Origin of the sequence: Lactobacillus melliventris (genome assembly GCF_013346935.1) — a bacterium.
Lineage (GTDB): Bacteria > Bacillota > Bacilli > Lactobacillales > Lactobacillaceae > Lactobacillus.
Genome location: NZ_JAAEEB010000001.1, coordinates 254041 through 273717, shown reverse-complemented (window position 1 = coordinate 273717; position 19677 = coordinate 254041). Strand labels below are relative to the sequence as shown.

The 19677-nt window shown below is 36.0% G+C and carries 16 protein-coding genes; 5 read left to right on the top strand and 11 right to left on the bottom strand.

The window, feature by feature from the left end:
* Positions 1–7 precede the first annotated feature (7 nt).
* The gene (locus GYV61_RS01280) at positions 8–1696 is read right to left on the bottom strand and encodes an Rqc2 family fibronectin-binding protein (RefSeq protein ID WP_174794453.1); all 1689 of its coding nucleotides are present in this window, start codon (positions 1694–1696) and stop codon (positions 8–10) included.
* Positions 1697–2034: 338 nt separating this feature from the next.
* Here GYV61_RS01280 and GYV61_RS01275 point away from each other — a divergent pair, with 338 nt between their 5' ends.
* From GYV61_RS01275 to GYV61_RS01265, 3 genes are all read left to right on the top strand, one after another.
* A complete protein-coding gene (locus GYV61_RS01275; RefSeq protein ID WP_174794452.1) occupies positions 2035–2436 on the top strand; it encodes a MarR family winged helix-turn-helix transcriptional regulator in 402 nt (133 codons plus the stop codon).
* Between the two features lie 88 nt (positions 2437–2524).
* On the top strand, positions 2525–3403 hold the full coding sequence (locus GYV61_RS01270; protein ID WP_174794451.1) for a DegV family protein: 879 nt from the start codon (positions 2525–2527) through the stop codon (positions 3401–3403).
* Between the two features lie 48 nt (positions 3404–3451).
* Complete coding sequence (locus tag GYV61_RS01265) at positions 3452–4087, top strand: NUDIX hydrolase (RefSeq protein WP_110446076.1); 636 nt, start codon at positions 3452–3454, stop codon at positions 4085–4087.
* Positions 4088–4105: 18 nt separating this feature from the next.
* Here the strand turns inward: GYV61_RS01265 and xerS are convergent, their stop codons facing one another.
* Complete coding sequence (gene xerS, locus GYV61_RS01260; RefSeq protein WP_110446075.1) at positions 4106–5191, bottom strand: tyrosine recombinase XerS; 1086 nt, start codon at positions 5189–5191, stop codon at positions 4106–4108.
* 1511 nt (positions 5192–6702) lie between these two features.
* On the opposite strand from xerS, the gene GYV61_RS01255 reads away from it, so the two are divergent.
* On the top strand, positions 6703–7062 hold the full coding sequence (locus GYV61_RS01255; protein WP_034979176.1) for a helix-turn-helix domain-containing protein: 360 nt from the start codon (positions 6703–6705) through the stop codon (positions 7060–7062).
* Between the two features lie 41 nt (positions 7063–7103).
* Here GYV61_RS01255 and GYV61_RS01250 read toward each other — a convergent pair whose 3' ends face one another.
* The 4 genes from GYV61_RS01250 to parE form a co-directional block, all read right to left on the bottom strand.
* Entirely contained in the window at positions 7104–8033 is a 930-nt protein-coding gene (locus GYV61_RS01250; RefSeq protein ID WP_174794450.1) for a manganese-dependent inorganic pyrophosphatase, read from the bottom strand.
* Positions 8034–8168: 135 nt separating this feature from the next.
* On the bottom strand, positions 8169–9104 hold the full coding sequence (locus GYV61_RS01245) for a LysR family transcriptional regulator (protein ID WP_174794449.1): 936 nt from the start codon (positions 9102–9104) through the stop codon (positions 8169–8171).
* Positions 9105–9243: 139 nt separating this feature from the next.
* Entirely contained in the window at positions 9244–11697 is a 2454-nt protein-coding gene (gene parC, locus GYV61_RS01240) for a DNA topoisomerase IV subunit A (protein WP_174794448.1), read from the bottom strand.
* 15 nt (positions 11698–11712) lie between these two features.
* The gene (gene parE / locus GYV61_RS01235) at positions 11713–13671 is read right to left on the bottom strand and encodes a DNA topoisomerase IV subunit B (protein ID WP_194240777.1); all 1959 of its coding nucleotides are present in this window, start codon (positions 13669–13671) and stop codon (positions 11713–11715) included.
* Positions 13672–13766: 95 nt separating this feature from the next.
* Between parE and plsY the strand changes: the two genes are divergently transcribed.
* Complete coding sequence (gene plsY, locus GYV61_RS01230) at positions 13767–14402, top strand: glycerol-3-phosphate 1-O-acyltransferase PlsY (protein ID WP_046324815.1); 636 nt, start codon at positions 13767–13769, stop codon at positions 14400–14402.
* A gap of 154 nt (positions 14403–14556) precedes the next feature.
* Here the strand turns inward: plsY and GYV61_RS01225 are convergent, their stop codons facing one another.
* From GYV61_RS01225 to trmFO, 5 genes are read right to left on the bottom strand one after another with little or no spacing between them, the layout of a single operon-like run.
* Entirely contained in the window at positions 14557–15447 is an 891-nt protein-coding gene (locus tag GYV61_RS01225; RefSeq protein WP_046324814.1) for an aldose 1-epimerase family protein, read from the bottom strand.
* A gap of 18 nt (positions 15448–15465) precedes the next feature.
* Positions 15466–16875, bottom strand: a complete 1410-nt coding sequence (hslU, locus tag GYV61_RS01220; protein ID WP_174794447.1) for an ATP-dependent protease ATPase subunit HslU — start codon at positions 16873–16875, stop codon at positions 15466–15468.
* An 18-nt stretch (positions 16876–16893) separates the two neighbouring features.
* Positions 16894–17418 carry an HslVU peptidase proteolytic subunit gene (gene hslV, locus GYV61_RS01215; RefSeq protein WP_046324812.1) on the bottom strand — a complete coding sequence of 175 codons (525 nt, stop codon included), beginning with the start codon at positions 17416–17418 and terminating at the stop codon, positions 16894–16896.
* A complete protein-coding gene (xerA, locus tag GYV61_RS01210) occupies positions 17418–18344 on the bottom strand; it encodes a site-specific tyrosine recombinase/integron integrase (protein WP_174794446.1) in 927 nt (308 codons plus the stop codon). Before xerA ends, hslV begins: the two co-directional genes overlap by 1 nt.
* On the bottom strand, positions 18345–19661 hold the full coding sequence (gene trmFO / locus GYV61_RS01205; RefSeq protein WP_174794498.1) for a methylenetetrahydrofolate--tRNA-(uracil(54)-C(5))-methyltransferase (FADH(2)-oxidizing) TrmFO: 1317 nt from the start codon (positions 19659–19661) through the stop codon (positions 18345–18347).
* Between the last annotated feature and the right edge of the window lie 16 nt (positions 19662–19677).

Genomic DNA, 19677 nt, shown 5'->3' with positions numbered 1-19677 from the left:
TCGCTTTCTAATTTATTCTCTTCGATAATACCCTGGTTTTTTCAGGGGTTACTTCAATTGAATTTTGACCAGTATAAATTACAAAGCCTGGTTTTGCTCCATTTGGTTTTTTGACACGTTTATCTTGAACATAATCGACTTGTACGTGCGCAGAATTTTTAGCTTTAGAGAAATATGCGGCGATTTCAGCTGTTTCTCGAATGTCCTCATCTGTCGCCTCCGCTGATTGCAAAATCACGTGTGAGCCCGGAATATTTTTAACATGAAACCAAATATCAGTTTTATTGGCCTTTTTTAAAGTTAACCAGTCATTTTGCAAATTATTCTTGCCAACTAAAACAGTTTTACCCGAAGATATACGAAATTTATTCAGATTTTTTTCGGTAATTTTCTTTTTCCGTTTTGGTTTTTGGGGCTTCTTCAAATATCCCTGGTTCATTAACTCTTCAGTAATTTGATCGATATCTTGCGGTTCAGCATTATCAATTGCAGTCTGAACAGAATCAAAATAATCTAAGTTATCCTGAGCAATAGATATTTGCTCTTTAACGTGTTTAATAGAATCACGTAATTTTTTATATTTAGTGAAATATTTCTGCGCATTACGGGCCGGAGAAAGGGCAACATCGAGTTTAATTTTTAATGGGCGATTATTATCATAATAATTTGGCAAAGAAACCTCTGCCATCCCTGGCTTAACTTGCGATAAATTTGCGTTAAGTATTTCTCCTTGTATCCTGTATCCTTCAGAATTTTCTGCCTGTTCTAGCTGCTTTTTGAGCTTAACAATTTTTTTGGTTAATTTTTTGTACTCATTTTTGATTAGCCGCTCAATTTGAGCTGACTTTTGCCTTACCCAATCTTGATTTGACTGATACTCGTAAAACTCATTTAAAGCATGATTAATATCCGGATCAGCACTTTCTTTTGTCAGGTTAAGATGGTAGGGTAGGTAGGGAAAAATCTTACGTTTATTTTTTGGCGTTTTTAATATAAAAGCGCCTTTTTTATTAAACTGATCCATAAAAGTTTTAAAGGACGAATAAGAAAAATCATCTTCCAAATAACCAGTGAGCTCCTGACGATCGTCACGATCCAGGCCACCAATTTGACTGGCAAAATCTACTGGATCAGAATGCATAGTTTTTTCTCTAAACTCTTTTTCTGTTACTTCAAAGCCGTTTATTCCAGATATTAAGGGCGGTAATTCATATTTTGCTTTAGGTAAAAGCAGCCGCACTCTGTTTTCATCTGGATTAATCCGTTTAAGCAAATCGATTATATGTCCACTTTTTTGATCATAAAGTATGACATTACTATGTCGTCCCATTAATTCTAAAGATAAAACTAACTGAACTTGATCTCCCAGCTCATTACGATTACTAAAATTAAAATTTACTATGCGGTCTACACCCAGCTGTTCAATCTCTTTTAATACTGAGCCTTCCAAATATTTGCGCAGTACCATGACAAAAGTAGGAGCCTTATCAGGATTGGCAATAGTCTGGCTAGTTATGTAAAACCGAGGGTATTGCGCATTTGCTGATAGTAACAACTGAATATTTTTGCGCTCTTTTCTAAAAGTTAATACTAAATCTTGTTCAAATGGTTGGTATATTTTTGAAAGCCGACCATTGATTATTTTTGGCTTAACACTATTTAAAAGACTATGTATGAATAAGCCGTCAAAAGCCATAATTATCACCTCAAAACACGCTTACTATTATATCAATTATTAAACAATTTGTATTCGCTTTAGGCAGATTTTATGATTAAATCTTAAAAAAGAGTACTACTAATCATATATTAATTATAAATCTACTTTTTAAAGCAGCTATTGCAAAAAACTGATATACTGGTAATATAGATTTAAAGTTATTAATATAAATATTTATAAGCAAAAAATAATAGTAAATAATATTACTATACAGGTAACCCAATTGTTTCACAAACTAATTTTCTTTGGGAAAACATATGGACTTTTTAAATACATGCTTATAAGTTATTTTGGTTTTTATCAGAAAAGGTAGTTAAATGGATGTTTTATCTTTTAGCACAATTGCGGGAAATATAAAAAACGAAATAAATAGAAAATGTGGCTTAAATTTATCACAAACTAGAATTTTGCTATATTTCGATCAAAATAACAATACAGCTTTAAAAATGGGAGATTTAGCTGACAATTTAAAAATTTCGTTATCTACATTGAGTAGACAATTACAGCAGAAGAAAACAGTTAGTTTTATTACAGTTAAAAGATCTGAGAAAGATTCAAGCAAAATTGTTTTGTTAAATGAAACAGGACTTCAAAAAATTATCCAATTAAAACAAGTATTAAAAGAGATAGAAGAATCCTTGTTGCAAGGTCTTAGCAAACAAGAAGTAGCAACTTTTAACCACATCTTCAGTGAGTTATTACAAAGAAGTGAAAAATAATTTGTTCTACTAGTTGATGGTCGAAACACTTATTTTTTTATGCTATAATTCTTGTATGTTGTACAGACAAAAGCGAAAGGTAAGTTAGATGAAGATTGCTTTAGTTACTGATAGTACCAGCGCCATAACAAAACAAGAGGCGGAAAAAAACAATATTATTGTTATATCTATTCCCATAATCATAGGTCAAAAAGAGTACTTAGAAAATGTTGATATTACTTCTGATCAGCTTTTTAAAATGCAAAGAGAGGGAGCTGATTTTCCTAAGACTTCTCAACCAAGTAGCGGTGATTTAATTCGTCTTTTTGATCGCTTACATGACGAAGGGTATGAAGCTATTATCGCAATTACACTTTCAAGCGGAATTTCAGGTTTTTATCAGACACTTTGTAATATATCGGAAAACAATCCCAAATATAATCTACATGCTATAGACACGATGATGACAGTTCGTCTGCAGGGAAATTTGGTTTTAGCTGCAGCCAGAATGATAAAGAATGGTCTTGACCTTGATACCATTCTGGTAAAATTAGATAAAATCAAATCAACCATTGATGAGATTTTTGTAGTCAATGATTTAAAAAATCTGAGTCGTGGGGGACGTTTGAGCAATGCCACTGCTTTTATCGGATCCATGCTGAACATCAAGCCACTGCTTACTTTTAAAGATGGCGATATTGTGGCATTTGATAAGATTCGATCAATGAAACGGGCTTTTATCAAAATTAAAAGTTTAACAGTGGAAAAGATTGATAAGTTGCCTTATAAAGACCAAATTAAACTTTTTATCATTGATTCTAATGATAAAAGTCAAGCTGAAGAAGCAGAGGACTTTTTAAAGGAGAAATTTCCCAAGCAAAATATTTCAGTAACGAAGTTTAGTCCCGTTATTGCGACACATTTGGGAGAAAAATCTTTTGCTATTGGCTGGATGATAGATATTGATAAAATTGATTTAACAAAGTAAGAGCAACCTTTGAAAGGTTGCGCTTTTGCTAAGAAATTGGGGCTTTTTATGAAAAAATTAGACCAACTTTCAAGGTGGGCAATAGAACTACAAAGTATTGCTCAAGATGGCATTGAATACGGCCACGATCGTTTTGATAGAGAAAGATACCAACAGATAAGAGAAATTGCCACAAAGATGATGGCTGCTAAAACTGGTGAACCTATTAACGTGGTTAAGGGGTTATTTAGTAGTGATGATGGCTATCAAACCCCTAAAGTATCTACTAGAGCAGCAATTTTTACTAAGCAAAAAATTTTGTTGGTGAAAGAGTCTACCGACAATTTATGGTCAATGCCTGGTGGTTGGTGTGAACCAAATATGACGGTTAAAGAAAATTGTATAAAGGAGGCAGAAGAAGAGTCTGGTCATAAGATCGCGGTTGAGCAAATCATTGCCGTAAATAACCATTCAACTAACATTTATGATAATAAACGAGTTGAACGCGCTATTAATGTATGCAATGTTATTTTTCTCTGCAGAGATTTAGGAGGAAAGTTTGTCAATAATACTGAAACTGAAAAATGCTCGTTCTTTGACTTTGATAATCTGCCACCTTTGTCACTACCACGAAACTCTTTAGCAGAAATAAAAATGTGCTTTGAGGCTAATCAAAGTTCAAATTGGCAGACCAGATTCGAATAACCAAAAAAGCAAGCACTATTATGCTTGCTTTTTACTATTGTTTTTATCAGCTTCAGTAATCTCATTCAAGGCAGCTCTTTGCTTTTTTTGATCGACGTGAGTATATAAATCAGTTGCTGAAGTTCCTTTTTGTCCCAGCTGCTGGGCAACCAAAACCTGGTCTTTAGTCACATCATATAATTCAGAAGCCACAGTATGACGCAATTTATGAGGGGTAAGTGGATGTCCAAAGGCAGCTGAATATTTATTAACCATCTTTTCAATTGCACTGGCAGTAATCCTTCTTGTTTTATTGTGCCACCGTGTAAGAAAGAATGCTGCATCTTTTTTTGAGGCTGAATAGCGTTCCTGGCGTATCTTTTTATATCCTTTGATATAAATTATTGTCCATTCGGCAATTGGAACGCTGTCTCTTTGACCACCTTTACGTGTTACGTCCAGCGTAGCCTTTCTAAAATTAATGTCAGAAACATCAATTCCTGCACATTCTGAGACCCTTATCCCTGTTCCCAAAATTAATGCAATAATTGCCATATCACGTTCTTTATTAACTTTAAAACCCGGTAGAGCATGTTTATTGCATTGAAGTTCGTATTTAGTAGCAATAAAGTCTAGAAACTGATATTTTAATTTGCCGGTATACATGTGTGATTCAAGGACATGTGCACGGTAGTTCAGCGTTTCTGTATTATTGAGGGAATCAATTTTAAGCATTACATTTCGTTCAAAATATGGCTGACCATTAATATTATCAGCAGTTATAGTTAAAAACTTAAACAAGGACCTCAACGCATTTATGGAACGATTGATAGTAGTGGGGGAGTTAAGATTACCCTGCTTATTTTTGACGTGACCCAAATAGTTAATGTAAAGCATAATATCATTGCGCTGCAGTTTGGCCAAAGTTTCAGTTTCAATTTTTTGATTATTTTTAGCCTGTGAAATGCCTTCTTGGCGCAGCCAGTCAAAGAAACGTCTGATTTCTGTTAAATATTGATAGGATGTAGCTAAAGAATGACTGGTACCAAAGTTATAATCTTTGACAAAATCCGGCATTTTTTTCAATTCATCATCGATTAGATCTAAGTATCTTTTTGTTTCCACGTAGCAAAATTCTCCTGACTGAAATAATTATGTATTCTATTATAAAGCAAAATCAGAATGTATGTTTGTCATTTTTATTCTTGGTTACCCTAAAGAAAGGGGAAAAATCAAACAGATAGTCGCTCAAGTACATTTATCGCACAGATTATTGAACTGCGGTTTAATTTGCTAGAAATTAAGAGGGTGATTTGATAAATATTATTTAGTTATTTAAGCCTGATAATTAATTGCTAAAAATAGAGTGTTCAGATCAAAATTATAGAGCATTAAGAGAGAAAACCATGAAATTGGAGCTAGCTGTAGCGTACTTTAAAAGAGGGGAAACAGCTTTATTTTTAAGCTATACATTAACATATTTAAAGCAACAATTTAAAATATCTCGTTTAAAAACTTACGCGCTAATTGCTAACTTTGTGTGAGCCATAGAGTCTGATATAAAGAAAATTTTGACTGCAATATTTCCTTTATTTGCTTTCATTAAAATTATAGTTTTAATGAAAGCAATAAAATAAATGTAATACCAAATTACTATTTCCAGTAAATCGCACACTTTCTTTATACCAATTAAAAAGATACTAAACTTACCACTTACATTAACGATTCACACTTATGATGATTTGCCACTTAATACATAAACTTTTACGATTTAGAACTAGTTGTTTCTATATTAAATTTTGTGAATTCAAAGATGGAAATCTGTCTATGTAAGAAAAATTTAAATTACTACTGAGAAAATTAATTGCTGTTAAATGATCAGTTAAGCGGTTTTTGAATTTTAAAAGACTCTAAATACTTGTGTCAACATAAAAATTTTAACCAAGGTATTTGTTGATTAACCCTCTATCCTGAATTTTTAATATAACTTTACATAATATATATTATACGAAGTTATATCTTGCTTAGGCATGCTGAAATATCTCAAACCTAAATCACCCTCTTGGAGCTAAAAAAGTTACTTTATATTCAAAATTTGCTAAAAGTTTTATGATAAAGACTGACAGTGTATTTTTATGATTGAAATAGAAATTTCAGTTTTAATTTTAACTTGCAATATAAGAATTACCCGAACAGTTATAACATACTACCCCAAAATATAGTTAATCCATCCGCAGTTAATTTCTATATTCAAAATAACTAGCATAAATATGGAAAAATATAAATAAAAGCGCTTTCTAAGCTTGATAAATATATAAACCCATTTAGTCGTGCTCTTTTTTTGAGCAAGTGTCTTTCTACTCGCAGCCATAGCAAGCGAAAGCAGTCTTTGATATAATATTTGCCACTCTTTCCTTTTTCATTTTAAGGTTATTAATTGGTGCTTTTTTATTTTATTTTCCCAAAAAATAGCTTACAATACTATGTGGGGTATAGTTTAAAACATTTAGTTTGAGTTTAATTTTGCTAAAAGCAAGTGTTTTATTCATTATTTTTTTATTTTAATGTTTAATTCTATAATTAATCTGTTATTATAGAATATGGAATTATTTTTTTGAAAGGGTTGAATTTATTCCATGAGTATAAATTTAGGAAAAGAAATATGTCGCAGGCGACGTGAACAAAAATTAACCCAGGAGGATCTCGCTGAATTAAGCGATTTGTCGGTTAATTTTATTTCCCGTCTCGAGCGTACCAAAAACCAGAATATTAGTATTCAAAAGCTTGACTCCATTGCCAGAGCCTTAAATACCACTACACCGGATATTATTATGAATGCCTATCGCTTTAAAGAAGTTAAAGTTGAAAATCATCAAGATAATACTCCAGTATTTATTAAGAAGGTTCTTAATGAACTTAGAAAAATGTCACCTGATAAAGCTGAAAGAGTATGCAAATCATTCATCATTTTGGCTAAGGAAATTAATAAAGATTAAAAAAACACGAAATAGAGAAAATCTATTTCGTGTTTTTTAAATTACTTAAAAGCTTCAGTTAGTGGTGGCACAACCTGTTTCTTTCTCGAAACAACACCCGGCAAGCTAATTTCAGAATCCTTAACCTCACCAAATGCCTTTTCAAATGAAGCTAAAGCTTCATCTGAACCTATAACTAATGCAGTTGAATCTGAGTCAAGTACATTAGTTATAAGCAGCATAAATAAATCGTAGCCTTCAGAATTGGCGGAGTCTTCCATTGTCTTTAAGAAAGCCTCTTTACGTTCCAAAGCCTCTGGTAAGTCAACTACATTGATTTGAGCAACCCGAACGTTCTTGCCATTCAAATCAAATGATTTAGCATCTAGATCAATTAATTCTTCTTCAGATTTACTTGCTATATTAGTTCCAGCCTTCAGTTCTTCCAAACCATATTTTTGGTAATCAACATTAGCAATTTCTGCAAGTTCCTGAACAGCCTTTTTATCTCTCTCAGTAGTAGTTGGCGATTTTAGCAATAATGTGTCTGATATTATTGCTGAGAGCATAATTCCAGCAATATTTTTGGGAATTTCCACCTTAAAATGCTTGTACAGTCCATACATAATTGTACTTGTGCAACCTACAGGTTCCGCAAGATAAAACAGAGGCATACTTGTATTAAAATTCATAATTCTATGATGGTCAACAACATGTGTTACAGTCACTTTATCAATATCGGAAACGCTTTGTTGCGGTTCGTTATGATCAACAAGCATTACCTTATTCACTTCATTAGCAGCTGTTTTAATAACTCTTGGCGCTTCAAAACCAAATTTCTTTAAGGCAAAGGCTGTTTCATCGTTAGGTTCACCTAAAGCTACCGCTTCTGTATTGTAGCCTAATTTATTTTGCAAATATGAATATGCAATCGCTGTTCCTATGGCATCTGTATCTGGATTTTGATGACCAAAAACTAATTCTTTTTCCATTTAACTTTCCCCTGTTTCTTTTAATTTTTTTACTTATCTTCTAGTTTACCTAATAAAACCTTTTCTTCCTAGAAGAAATTTAAATTTATATTTTAGTTTAAATAATTGATTATGTCTTATTGATTGTAAGATGCATTAAGCTTTCAAAAACTTTTTAAATTCGGCCAAAAAGTTTTCAATCCGAGGAACTTCTTTCTTACCCTTGCGATAGATAATTGATGTTGTGAATTTTGGAACACCTTTTAAAAATACTGGTTTTAAATCAATTTCACCTTGGTTAAGCTGATAATATGATTCACTTACAACTGTATCATAATCAGTTTCCTGCGCTGTATCAACCATTTGCTTTGTCGAAGTAAAGGTTAAAGGAACATTTAACCCGTTTTTAGCATTTAATTTTGAGCCTAATTTATCTTTTAGTAATTGAGTTAAGTAAAAGCCATCCGGATAAAGCACCCAATTTTTTCCTAAAAATTTGGAAACTGGGTATGCCTTTTTTGCCTTAAAACTAGAATTATGTGTCAAGATTGTCAATCTCTCTTGTGTGACCTTCATTTGTTCATACTGATTCTGTATATTGGATTGACTCTTTTTAGCAGTTTCAGGAACATAAAGTAATCCTAAATCAATTAAATTATTATCAAGATTATACCAAAGATCTTTCCGGTTAAAATAAGAGACACTAATGGTAATATGCGGAAACTTTTGGTTAAACTCAACCAAAAACCGTCTGAGCAGATCAGAATCAACACTTTCTAAAACACCAATTGCAATATTACCCTTGTCAGCCTGTGTAAATTCTTGAATATCACTAACCACAGAATTAATGGTTCCAAGCAATTGAATCGCTCCAGTTTGCAATTGCTTACCCGCTTCCGTTAAGTAAAGCTTTTTACCCATTTGTCCAAATAACGGTGTTCCAATTGCATGCTCGATTTTCTTAATTTGTTGAGTTAAAGCCGGTTGAGTAATGCCCAGGATCTGAGCTGCCTGAGTATAATTCATAGTATCAATTAATTGCAAAAAATAATGTAGGGACTTGGTTGAGAGTATTGTATCTGTTTTAGGCATAATATTATTCCTTCTATCTTAACAATAATATGGCTCTATATATATGCTATTATCAATCAAAAACCCCTTTGTGTCAAAGTATTATTGTAATTCAATAAAGCACTTTCACAATTTATTGATATCATTAAATAAACTAAAATTAATTATTGCCTGATGGCCTGCTCAGTCTTATATTAACTGGCTCCCCGTCACTAGTAGTATCAATCACAAATGAACCATTCGAATATCTATCACCTAACGGATAATCACTAGTTAAGATCTTTATGTGCCTTTTACTCGTAGTGGTTACAATTAAAGTATGATCTTGCCCATAAGACGTAACCGCGACAATGCGGTGTGGCTTAGTTTTAAGTTCTCGTAATACAAGTACCCCTCGTTTGGCACGTGATACTTTATTTACCAGATTAGCTTTAAACTGTTTAAACGCCCCTCTTTGTGTAATTATGCCAACATGAACCAAATCAAGATAATTAGGATTTATTAAGATATAAGAAATGATATAGTCCGCAGGCTTAAGATTGACAGACTTTACTCCAAACGATTTGGCTCCAGATTCAGGAATTTCTGCCAAATTATAGCGAATAGCATATGCGTTATGAGTAAATAAAATTATTTCGTCATTACTTTTATTCTTAACTAAATCAACGCGAACAACCATGCTGTCTGATTTTTTCATTTTCATCGCTGTAATTGCTCGTGAATGATAAGTCCTTGTAGGTTGCAAATTACTTAATTGTAATTGTTTGATATAACCATCATTGGTAGCAAGTAAAAAGTTGACATTTTGGTTTAAGTTGTCGAGGTCAAATACACGAATAATGTTTTCATCATCATTTAACCCAATTTCTTGAGACAAATGTTGGCCAGTTTCCTTCCACTTTGCCTCAACTAGTTCATTTACCGGACGGTAAATAACATTTCCTCGACTGGTAAAAAGGTATAAATTGGTTAAAGTAGATACTGTTTTTTCAAATACCACATCATCCCCGCTTGGCAAGCCGTTATCCTCATCATCACTTGACTGCCATGAACGAATAGAAGATCTTTTCAAGTAGCCATCGCGACTTATCAACACACGTACCTGTTCATCGGCTACTAGAGCTTTTTCATCAATTTGGATCTTAGCATTTGCAGAAGAAATTTCGGTCCTTCTTGGATTACCAAATTCTTTTTTAACAAGTGATAGTTCTTTAACTATTTCCTTTTCCAAAGTTTTGTTATTAGATAAAAGCTCCTTAAAACGAGCTATCTTTTCGCTTAATTCCGTTTGCTCTTTAACTAAAGCATCTACATCGGTATTAGTAAGTCTATATAGTTGCAAAGAAACAATTGCTTCTGCTTGTCGAGCTGAAAATTCAAATTCATTAGACAAATTTTTCTTAGCTTCGGTCTTATTTTTTGATGCCCGAATGACTTTGATAACTTGATCTAAAATGTCCATGGCATGAATCAAGCCCTGGATAATTTCCAGACGTTCTTCAGCTTTATTTAAATCATACTTAGTTCTTTTGGTAACTACTTCTTTTTCATGTTCTAAGTATGAAGACAAGATATGCTTTAAACCAACCTGCATTGGCGTCATGTGATCAATAGCAACCATATTGAAATTATAGGAAACCTGTAATTCAGTATTTTTAAAGAGATAATTTAAAATATTTTGTGCATCGGCACCTTTTTTCAATTCGACTACAATTGACAAACCATGACGGTCAGTTTCATCCCGGACCTCAGCTATCCCGTCAATTTCTCTGTTAAGACGGATTTCATCCATTTTCTTAACTAGCAGCGCCTTATTAACAGCAAAAGGAATTTCCGTAATTACAATTTCTTCCCGGTGCCCTCTTATTTCTTGAATAGAAGATTTAGCTCTTACCTGTATTCGGCCACGCCCTGTCTCATAAGCTTCACGTAAGCCTTTTTCGCCCAGAACGATGGCGCCAGTTGGAAAATCAGGACCTTTGACAAATTGCATCAGATCGCTAAGAGTGGCATTAGGATTTTTTAGCAAATAGATAGTCGCATCAATTACTTCGGTTAAATTATGTGGCGGAATTTCTGTAGCATAGCCCGCTGAAATACCGGTAGAACCATTAACTAGTAAATTGGGGAAACGTACCGGTAAAACGGTGGGCTCATACTCGGTATCGTCAAAATTCAGGACCATATTGACTGTATTTTTATCAATATCCTGCAGTAACATGTTAGATATTTTACTCAAACGAGATTCAGTATAACGCATAGCCGCGGGGCCATCCCCGTCCATTGAGCCATTATTACCATGCATTTCAATTAAAGGCTCCCGCATTTTCCAATCTTGCGAAAGGTGAACTAAAGCACCATAAATTGAACTGTCACCATGAGGGTGAAAATTACCCATAATATTACCTACAGCTTTAGCTGCTTTTTTAAATGGTTTGTCATAAGTATTGTTATCCTGGAACATGGCATAAAGGATTCTTCTCTGCACAGGTTTTAACCCGTCACGAATATCCGGTAAGGCCCGTTCCTGAATAATGTATTTGGAATATCTGCCAAAACGCTCACCCATGACTTGCTCAAGCGGCATTTCACGAATTCGTTCTTTTGTTGCCATTAATCAAAAACCTCTTTATTCATTTTCTTCTTCTAAAATTGAAGTGTTATCGCCTAATCTAAACTTAACATTCTCTTCAATCCATTTTCGTCTGGCTCCAGCCTTATCTCCCATGAGTGTGGTAACACGTCGTTCTGCTAAAGCAGCATCATCGATTTTGACACGAATAAGCAGTCTGGTTTCCGGATCCATAGTTGTTTGCCATAATTGCTCAGCATTCATTTCTCCCAGTCCCTTAAATCGCTGTAAAGTATAACCGCGACCCATTTTCTTTTCAGCGGCAGCAAGCTCTTCATCGGTCCAGGAATATTGCACTTGAGCCTTTTTACCACGACCTTTTTGCAGACGATAAAGAGGAGGCAGAGCAATATAAACTTTACCATGTTCAATCATTGGCCTCATATAACGGTAGAAAAAGGTTAACAACAAAATCTGAATATGGGCACCATCATCATCGGCGTCCGTCATGATAATTACCTTATCATAATTGGAATCTTCCACGTTAAATTCGGCTCCGACTCCAGCGCCGATAGTGTAGATCATAGTGTTAATCTCTTCATTCTTAAAAATATCCTGAAGCTTGGCTTTTTGGGTGTTCAAAACTTTACCACGTAAAGGCAAGATAGCCTGGAACTTACGGTCTCTACCTTGTTTTGCGGAGCCACCAGCTGAGTCACCCTCAACCAAAAATAATTCGTTCTTTTTGGGGTTGCGTGATTGTGCTGGAGTTAACTTACCTGAAAGCACTTCTTTTTTGCGCCGTTTTTTACCATTTCGACTTTCATTGCGCGCTTTTTTGGCAGCTTCACGAGCATCCCTCGCTCTTTGTGCCTTTTTTACCAGCTCTTGAGCCAGCTCACCTTTTTCCATTAAGTAGTAAGACATTTTTTCATAGACAATCGCATCAACTACAGATCTTGCTTGCGGAGTGCCTAATTTACCTTTAGTCTGCCCTTCAAACTCCAACAGCTCTTCTGGGATCTTAACTGATAAAACCGCGCTTAAGCCCTCACGATAATCCGACCCGTCAATATTTTTATCTTTTTTCCCTAACAAGCCTTGCTTCTTGGCATAATCGTTAAAAGCACGCGTAAAGCCACTACGGGCCCCTACTTCGTGAGTGCCACCGTCTGAAGTGCGCACATTATTAACAAAAGAAACCAGATTTTCTGAGTAGCTGTCACTGTATTGACCGCTAAACTCAACTTCAATTTCATCTTGTTTTCCGGAAAAATAAAAAACATCGCTTAAAGAATCTTTACCCTCATTGAGATATGAGACAAAAGCTTTAATGCCATCATCATATTTAAAGTCATCATGATGTTCGGGTTCACGTTCGTCAGTTAAAACAAAGCGTACGCCCTTTAACAGAAAAGCAGACTCTCTGATGCGCTCTTGAATAGTTTCATACTTATATCTGATTGTTGAAAAAATTTTCTCATCAGGTTTAAAAGTAATGGTAGTGCCTGTCGGCTCTTTAGTTTTACCCAAACATTTTAAAGTTCCAACTGGATGACCACCATCTTTGAACTCTTCTTCATAAGCAGTGCCTTCTCGCACAACTTTCACGTCCATATAACTGGAAAGAGCATTAACCACAGAGGATCCAACCCCATGAAGTCCACCTGAAGTTTTGTAGTTTTGCTCGGTAAACTTACCCCCAGCATGTAAAACGGTTAAGATGACTTCGATAGTGGGCTTACCCGATTTATGCATTCCAGTAGGCATACCCCGGCCAAAGTCACGAACCGTCACACTGTTATCTTTATGAATCGTCACGTCAATTTCGTTACCGAATCCGGCCATTGCTTCATCAACCGAGTTATCTACAATTTCGTAGACTAGCTGGTTTAAGCCATGCACATCAGTCGACCCAATGTACATTCCCGGCCGTTTACGCACGGCTTCCAGACCATGAAGAATCTGAATTGATGAGTCATCATAAGAATTTATTTTTTTATTTGTTTTAACCAAATAGACTCCTCCAGTTAAAAATCATTTATTATTTAGCCCGCAAACGCAATAATCTCTGCTAAAATAGCATTAGACTTTAAGAGAGTGGGATAAAAATGATAAATTTAAATTTAATTCTGATATTTATTCTAGCATATTTAATAGGGTCTTTTCCTACAGGCGTGATCGTCGGTAAAATCTTTTTTGCTGAAGATATTAGAAACTATGGCTCCGGCAATATCGGTACCACCAACTCTTTTCGCGTCTTCGGACCATTTGCCGGCAGTGTGGTTCTCATCGTTGACGTTTTAAAAGGAACACTCGCTACCAACTTGCCAAGGATATTTCATCTTAATGTGCCCAAATATATCCTATTAATTTCGGGTGGTCTGGCGATCTTAGGACATACATTCTCTATTTTTCTCAAATTTAAGGGCGGAAAAGCTGTAGCAACCAGTGCCGGCCTCTTCTTAGGTTATAATCTCAAGTTCTTTGGCATTTGCGCTCTTATTTTTCTACCATTAGTTTTTATCACGTCTTATGTCAGCCTTTCAAGCCTGATTGCTGTGGTTCTGATATTTATTGCAACTTTCTTTTTTCATGATGTTTTTTTGGAAATCATTGTTGGCTGCATCATGATTATCTTGTTTATTCGTCACAGAAGCAATATTAAACGCTTATTGCAGCACCAAGAAAATATTATTCCCTTTGGCTTGTGGTATTGGTATAAGAAAAAGCACCACAAACTATAATTGCATAGCAAATAAATACGGCTAGTCTCAACAGCTAGCTATTATATTATAGATGTATGAACACTTGTTCGCAATATTTAATTTTTATTTTGGTGATATAAAAAAAGGAAGTCTGGTACTTCCTTTTTTGCGTCTATTATCTTGAACTCAAAATTTATTCGTCTTGGTCATGGAAAGCCATGCTAAAACCAGCAGTAAAAGTTTCTCCCGCTTCCAGATGGTTCATACCATACTTCTCTTCCAGCTTTTGGTTGGTATCAAAGCGGTCTGCTATCCCCCACCACGGTTCAATACAGACATAATCTGCAGTTGTCGGGTATTGTGACCACACACCCACAAAAGGTGCATCTCGCAACCAAACATTTACATGAAAATTATTGGCATCAGTTTTTAAAGATATCCTATTATCGTGGCCGCGCATTTGAAAAATCAGCGCGTCATTTTTAAATAGATGATCACTAAGAGTAATTAAGCTATTAGTAGAAGCCAACGACCGATTAGGCCAATCCAGAAATGCGCCCTTCAAAGGAATATGAACACGCGCACGAGAAGGTTTGGTACTAAAGTAAAAATCTTCCTTAGATAAGGTTTTACTTGTAGGAATATTGAATCCAGGGTGACCACCAATACCAAAGATCATTTCGCCATCCGTTTTGTTAACAACAGTGAAGTTTTCTTCTAAGAGATTATTGAGTAAATTGTAATTCACTCGTAGTTCAAACTTGAACGGATAAACCTTCCTGGTCTCTTCAGAGTCGGTCAGCAAAAATGTAATACTTTCATCTGTATGACGCACCACTTGAAACTCTAAATCACGGGCGAAACCATGTTGAGTTAAATGATAGGTTTTCCCTTGGTAAGTATATTCGTCATTTTTTAGTCTGCCGACTATTGGAAAAAGAACAGGTGCATGCCGATTCCAGACTTGAGGATCTGCCTGCCAAATATACTCATATCCACTATGTAAACTTTTTACACTTTGCACTTCAGCACCCTTACTAGCAATTTCAACTTTAAGAATGCTATTTTTGATAGTGTAATTCATGTTTAATCATCACCTTTGTTAAAGAATGAACTTAGTTAGATCTTTATTTGTTATTATATCACTAAGTTTTTCATTAACATATGCTTCAGTTACAGTAATTTCTCCCATTGTCATGTCCGGGCCTTCGTATAGGACATCTTCCAGCAACTTCTCAAGAATTGTTGACAACCGTCTGGCACCAATATTATCTGTTCCCTGGTTAACATCGTAAGCAATTTGCGCAATCCGCTCAACTGCTTCTTGTGTGAAGACTAACTTTATCCCATCGGCTTTCATCAATGCTACATATTGCTCTAATAATGAGTCCTCTGGGTCCTTAAGTATTTTAACGAAGTCATCCTTTGACAAGGCATTAAGTTCCACTCTAATTGGGAAACGTCCTTGTAATTCGGGGATAAGGTCACTCGGCTTGGACTCTGAAAAAGCGCCAGCTGCAATGAAGAGAATATGGTCTGTAGTTACCGGGCCATATTTAGTTTGAACTGTTGAACCTTCAACAATTGGCAAAATATCTCTTTGTACTCCTTCACGCGATACTTCACCGGAAGTTTTCTGATTGCCAGCTGTAATCTTATCAATTTCATCAATAAAAATGATCCCATTATTTGCCGTTCGTTCAATTGCCTTTTGATATAAGGAATCATAATCAACCATTTTACGGGATTCTTGCTGAATTAAAACTTCCCGGGCATCTTTGACAAGGAGAGTTCGTTTGATTTTCTTCTTAGGTACTAAATCATTGAGCATTGAACTCATATCAATTCCCATTTGCCCCATCATGTCACCCATCGAGTTAACCTTTGGTGCCTGCTCAACTTCGATTGTAACCTCACGATTTTCAAGCAGACCTTTATTCAACTGTTCTGAAACAGTCAATCTCTCATTGCGAATATCATCTGTTATTTCTTCTTGATCTGCTGGTGAATTCTGGTCATTGTTTTGACCAGCCGCCATAATCATCGACATCATGTCTTGCCATTCCTGCATTTGATTCTTGCGTTTGTCACGCTTAATTCCGGGTACAAGCAAGCGTACTAAAATTTTATTGGCTTCTTTAGCTGCCTGAGGGCGAACACGGTCAAATTGATCCTTTTCTTCCATACGAACCGCTTCATTGACCAAATCGCGGACCATCGATTCCACATCACGGCCCACATAGCCAACTTCAGTAAATTTTGTAGCTTCTACCTTAACAAATGGGGCGTTGACAATTGCGGCCAGCCTTCTAGCAATTTCTGTTTTACCAACACCAGTAGGGCCAGCCATTAACAAATTCTTGGGGGTAATGTCCTCTTGCATTTTCTTTGGCAGTTGCATTCTGCGATAACGATTATACAAAGCAACAGCAACAGCCTTCTTGGCCTCATCCTGCCCTATTATATATTCATTAAGTAAGTTAACTATTTGTTTAGGTGTTTTGGTTTCCATATTTTTTACGCTCCGTTATTACAATTCGTCTGTGATAATCTGATCATCAGTGAAGATATCAATTCCAGAGGCTATTTCAACGGCTTCATGAGCAATTTCACTGGCAGTCATATTAGAAGAATGTCTGGTCATTGCAATTGCAGCCGCTTGGGCAAAATTTCCGCCAGAGCCAATCGCCACTACATTTTCATCGGGTTCAAGCACTTCACCGTTACCTGAGATTAGCAAAAGATCTTTTTCATTAAACGCAATCAGCATTGCTTCCAGCTTTTGCAAAGTGGCATCTTTACGCCAAGCTTGGGCCATTTCAACGGCTGCCCTGCGTAAATCTCCACCAAAAGCTTCCAGTTTACCTTCAAGCATATCCTGCAAACTGACAGCATCAGCTACACCACCAGCAAAACCAATTACCACTTGATCATGATAAATACGTCTTATTTTTTTAGCAGTAGCTTTGGCTATTACTTTTTCTCCTAAAGTAACCTGGCCATCACCAGCAATTGCGGTTTTACCATTAAATTTTACTGAACATATTGTTGTCATTATTTTGCCTCATCTTTCTTATCGTTGCGAGCAAAGTATTTTTCATAGTTTGCCTGCAAATGACTCATAGTTACATGCGTGTATATTTGAGTTGTTGACAAATTATCATGGCCTAAGAGTTCTTGTACACTGCGCAAGTCGGCGCCGTTATTCAACATTGCCGTCGCAAATGAATGGCGCAACTCGTGCGGATGTACTTTACCATTAATGCCAGCTCCATTGAAAACTTTTTGCATGATATACTCGATACCACGTTCTGTTAGCCGCTTTCCTGTGTTGTTTAGAAATACATAGCCTAAATCTTCCTGATCATTTAAAAGCTGCTTGCGTCCATCTTCCAAGTATTTGACCAAAGCAGCTTTAGTCTGATCGTCAAAAGCAACATACCGGTCTTTATTACCCTTACCATGAACTAAAATTATCTTTAAATCTAAATCTATTTGTTTTCTTTTTAAATTGCTTACTTCACTGACCCTCATCCCCGTAGTATAAAACAATTCAATTAATGCCAAGTTACGCAAAGTTAACGGGTCAGTTCCAGATAATGAGTCAAAAACCTGCTTAAGTTCAGGAGCATAAAAGAACTGAGGTAGTTTGCGCTCTTTGGCACGTAGAATTATAGTCTGGGTTGGATCTATTTTAACAATTTTGCGTCTAGTTAAAAAGCGGTAAAACGACCTAAGACTAGACATCTTGCGCGACTGTGTCGAACGCGCTAAATTTTGATCGGCTAAGTGCTGCAGATATATTTCAATGTCTCTTCTACCTATTTTTTTCCAACCATCAAATCCCCCTGAATCCTGCCAAAACCTTTTTGCAGATTTTAAGTCGGTTTGATAGGAGATAATTGTTTTAGGGCTGTACTGACGCTCATTGAGCAAATAGTCGGTAAAAAGAACTAGTAAATTATCTTGTTGTTCATTCATTTAATTCAATACTTTCTGTTGAAATTCCTTTAAGCTCTCTAAACTTCTCTGGCTTATTTGTAAATGACGTTCTTTCTTATTACGGATCTTACGCCCTTCTAGTCCAGGAATTAGTGCAAAGCTGGCATTCATTGGCTGAAAATGCTTAATATCGGCGCTAGTGACATAATTAGCCATCGAACCTAAAGCAGTTAATTTGGGAAAAGTCACCGGTTCTTGCCCATTAGCTCTTCTGGCAGCATTAATTCCACAAACAAGACCACTGCCGGCACTTTCAACATAGCCTTCAACCCCAGTAACTTGACCAGCAAAAAATAAACCAGGCTGCTTTTTTGCCTCATACGCTGGAGTTAAAACTGCTGGTGAAGCCATATAAGTATTGCGATGCATTTTACCGTACCTAATAAAACGAGCATGAGCAAGTCCGGGAATCATTGAAAAAACCCGTTTCTGTTCACCGTATTTAAGATGCGTTTGGAAACCAACTATATTATACATTGATGCTATTGCATTATCCTGCCTGAGCTGAACCACAGCATAAGGAATTTTACCAGTAGTCGGATCTTCTAACCCTACCGGCTTAAGGGGACCAAAAAGCATTGTCTTAGGTCCTCTTTTTGCCATGACCTCAATCGGCATGCAACCTTCAAAAACATCACTGTTTTCAAAGTCGTGAACTTCAGCCGATTCGGCATTGACTAATTCCCGCGCAAAATTCTCATACTCTTGCTTTGTCATGGGGCAGTTTAAGTATGCAGCCTCTCCCTTGTCATAACGTGATTTCTTATAAACGATATTCATATCGATCGAAGCAGCAGCAATTATCGGAGCTGCGGCATCAAAGAAATGCAAACTTTCTGCACCAGAAAACCTTTGTATTTCTGCGGCAAGCTTGTCACTAGTTAAAGGACCCGTTGCAACAATGGCAATCGTGTCAGACGGGATTTGTGTAATTTCTTTTGTATGAAAATTAATGTTAGGTAAAGAGTGCAACTTGCTTGTGACATAGCCGCTAAATTCAGTCCGATCAACTGCAAGTGCTCCTCCTGCAGGAACTTGAGATTGATCAGCAGCCGCCATAATTAATGAATCAAGTTGCCGCATTTCTTCTTTTAATAATCCAACCGCGTTAGATAATTGATTCGAACGCATTGAGTTGGTACATACCAGTTCGGCCAGCTGGTCTGTTTTATGAGCAGGTGTCATTTTTTGCGGACGCATTTCATAAAAATCAACCGTGATTCCACGTTTGGCTAATTGCCAAGCTGCTTCACTACCAGCCAAGCCACCACCGACTACAGTTACTTTTTCAGGCATATCATCATATTCCTTT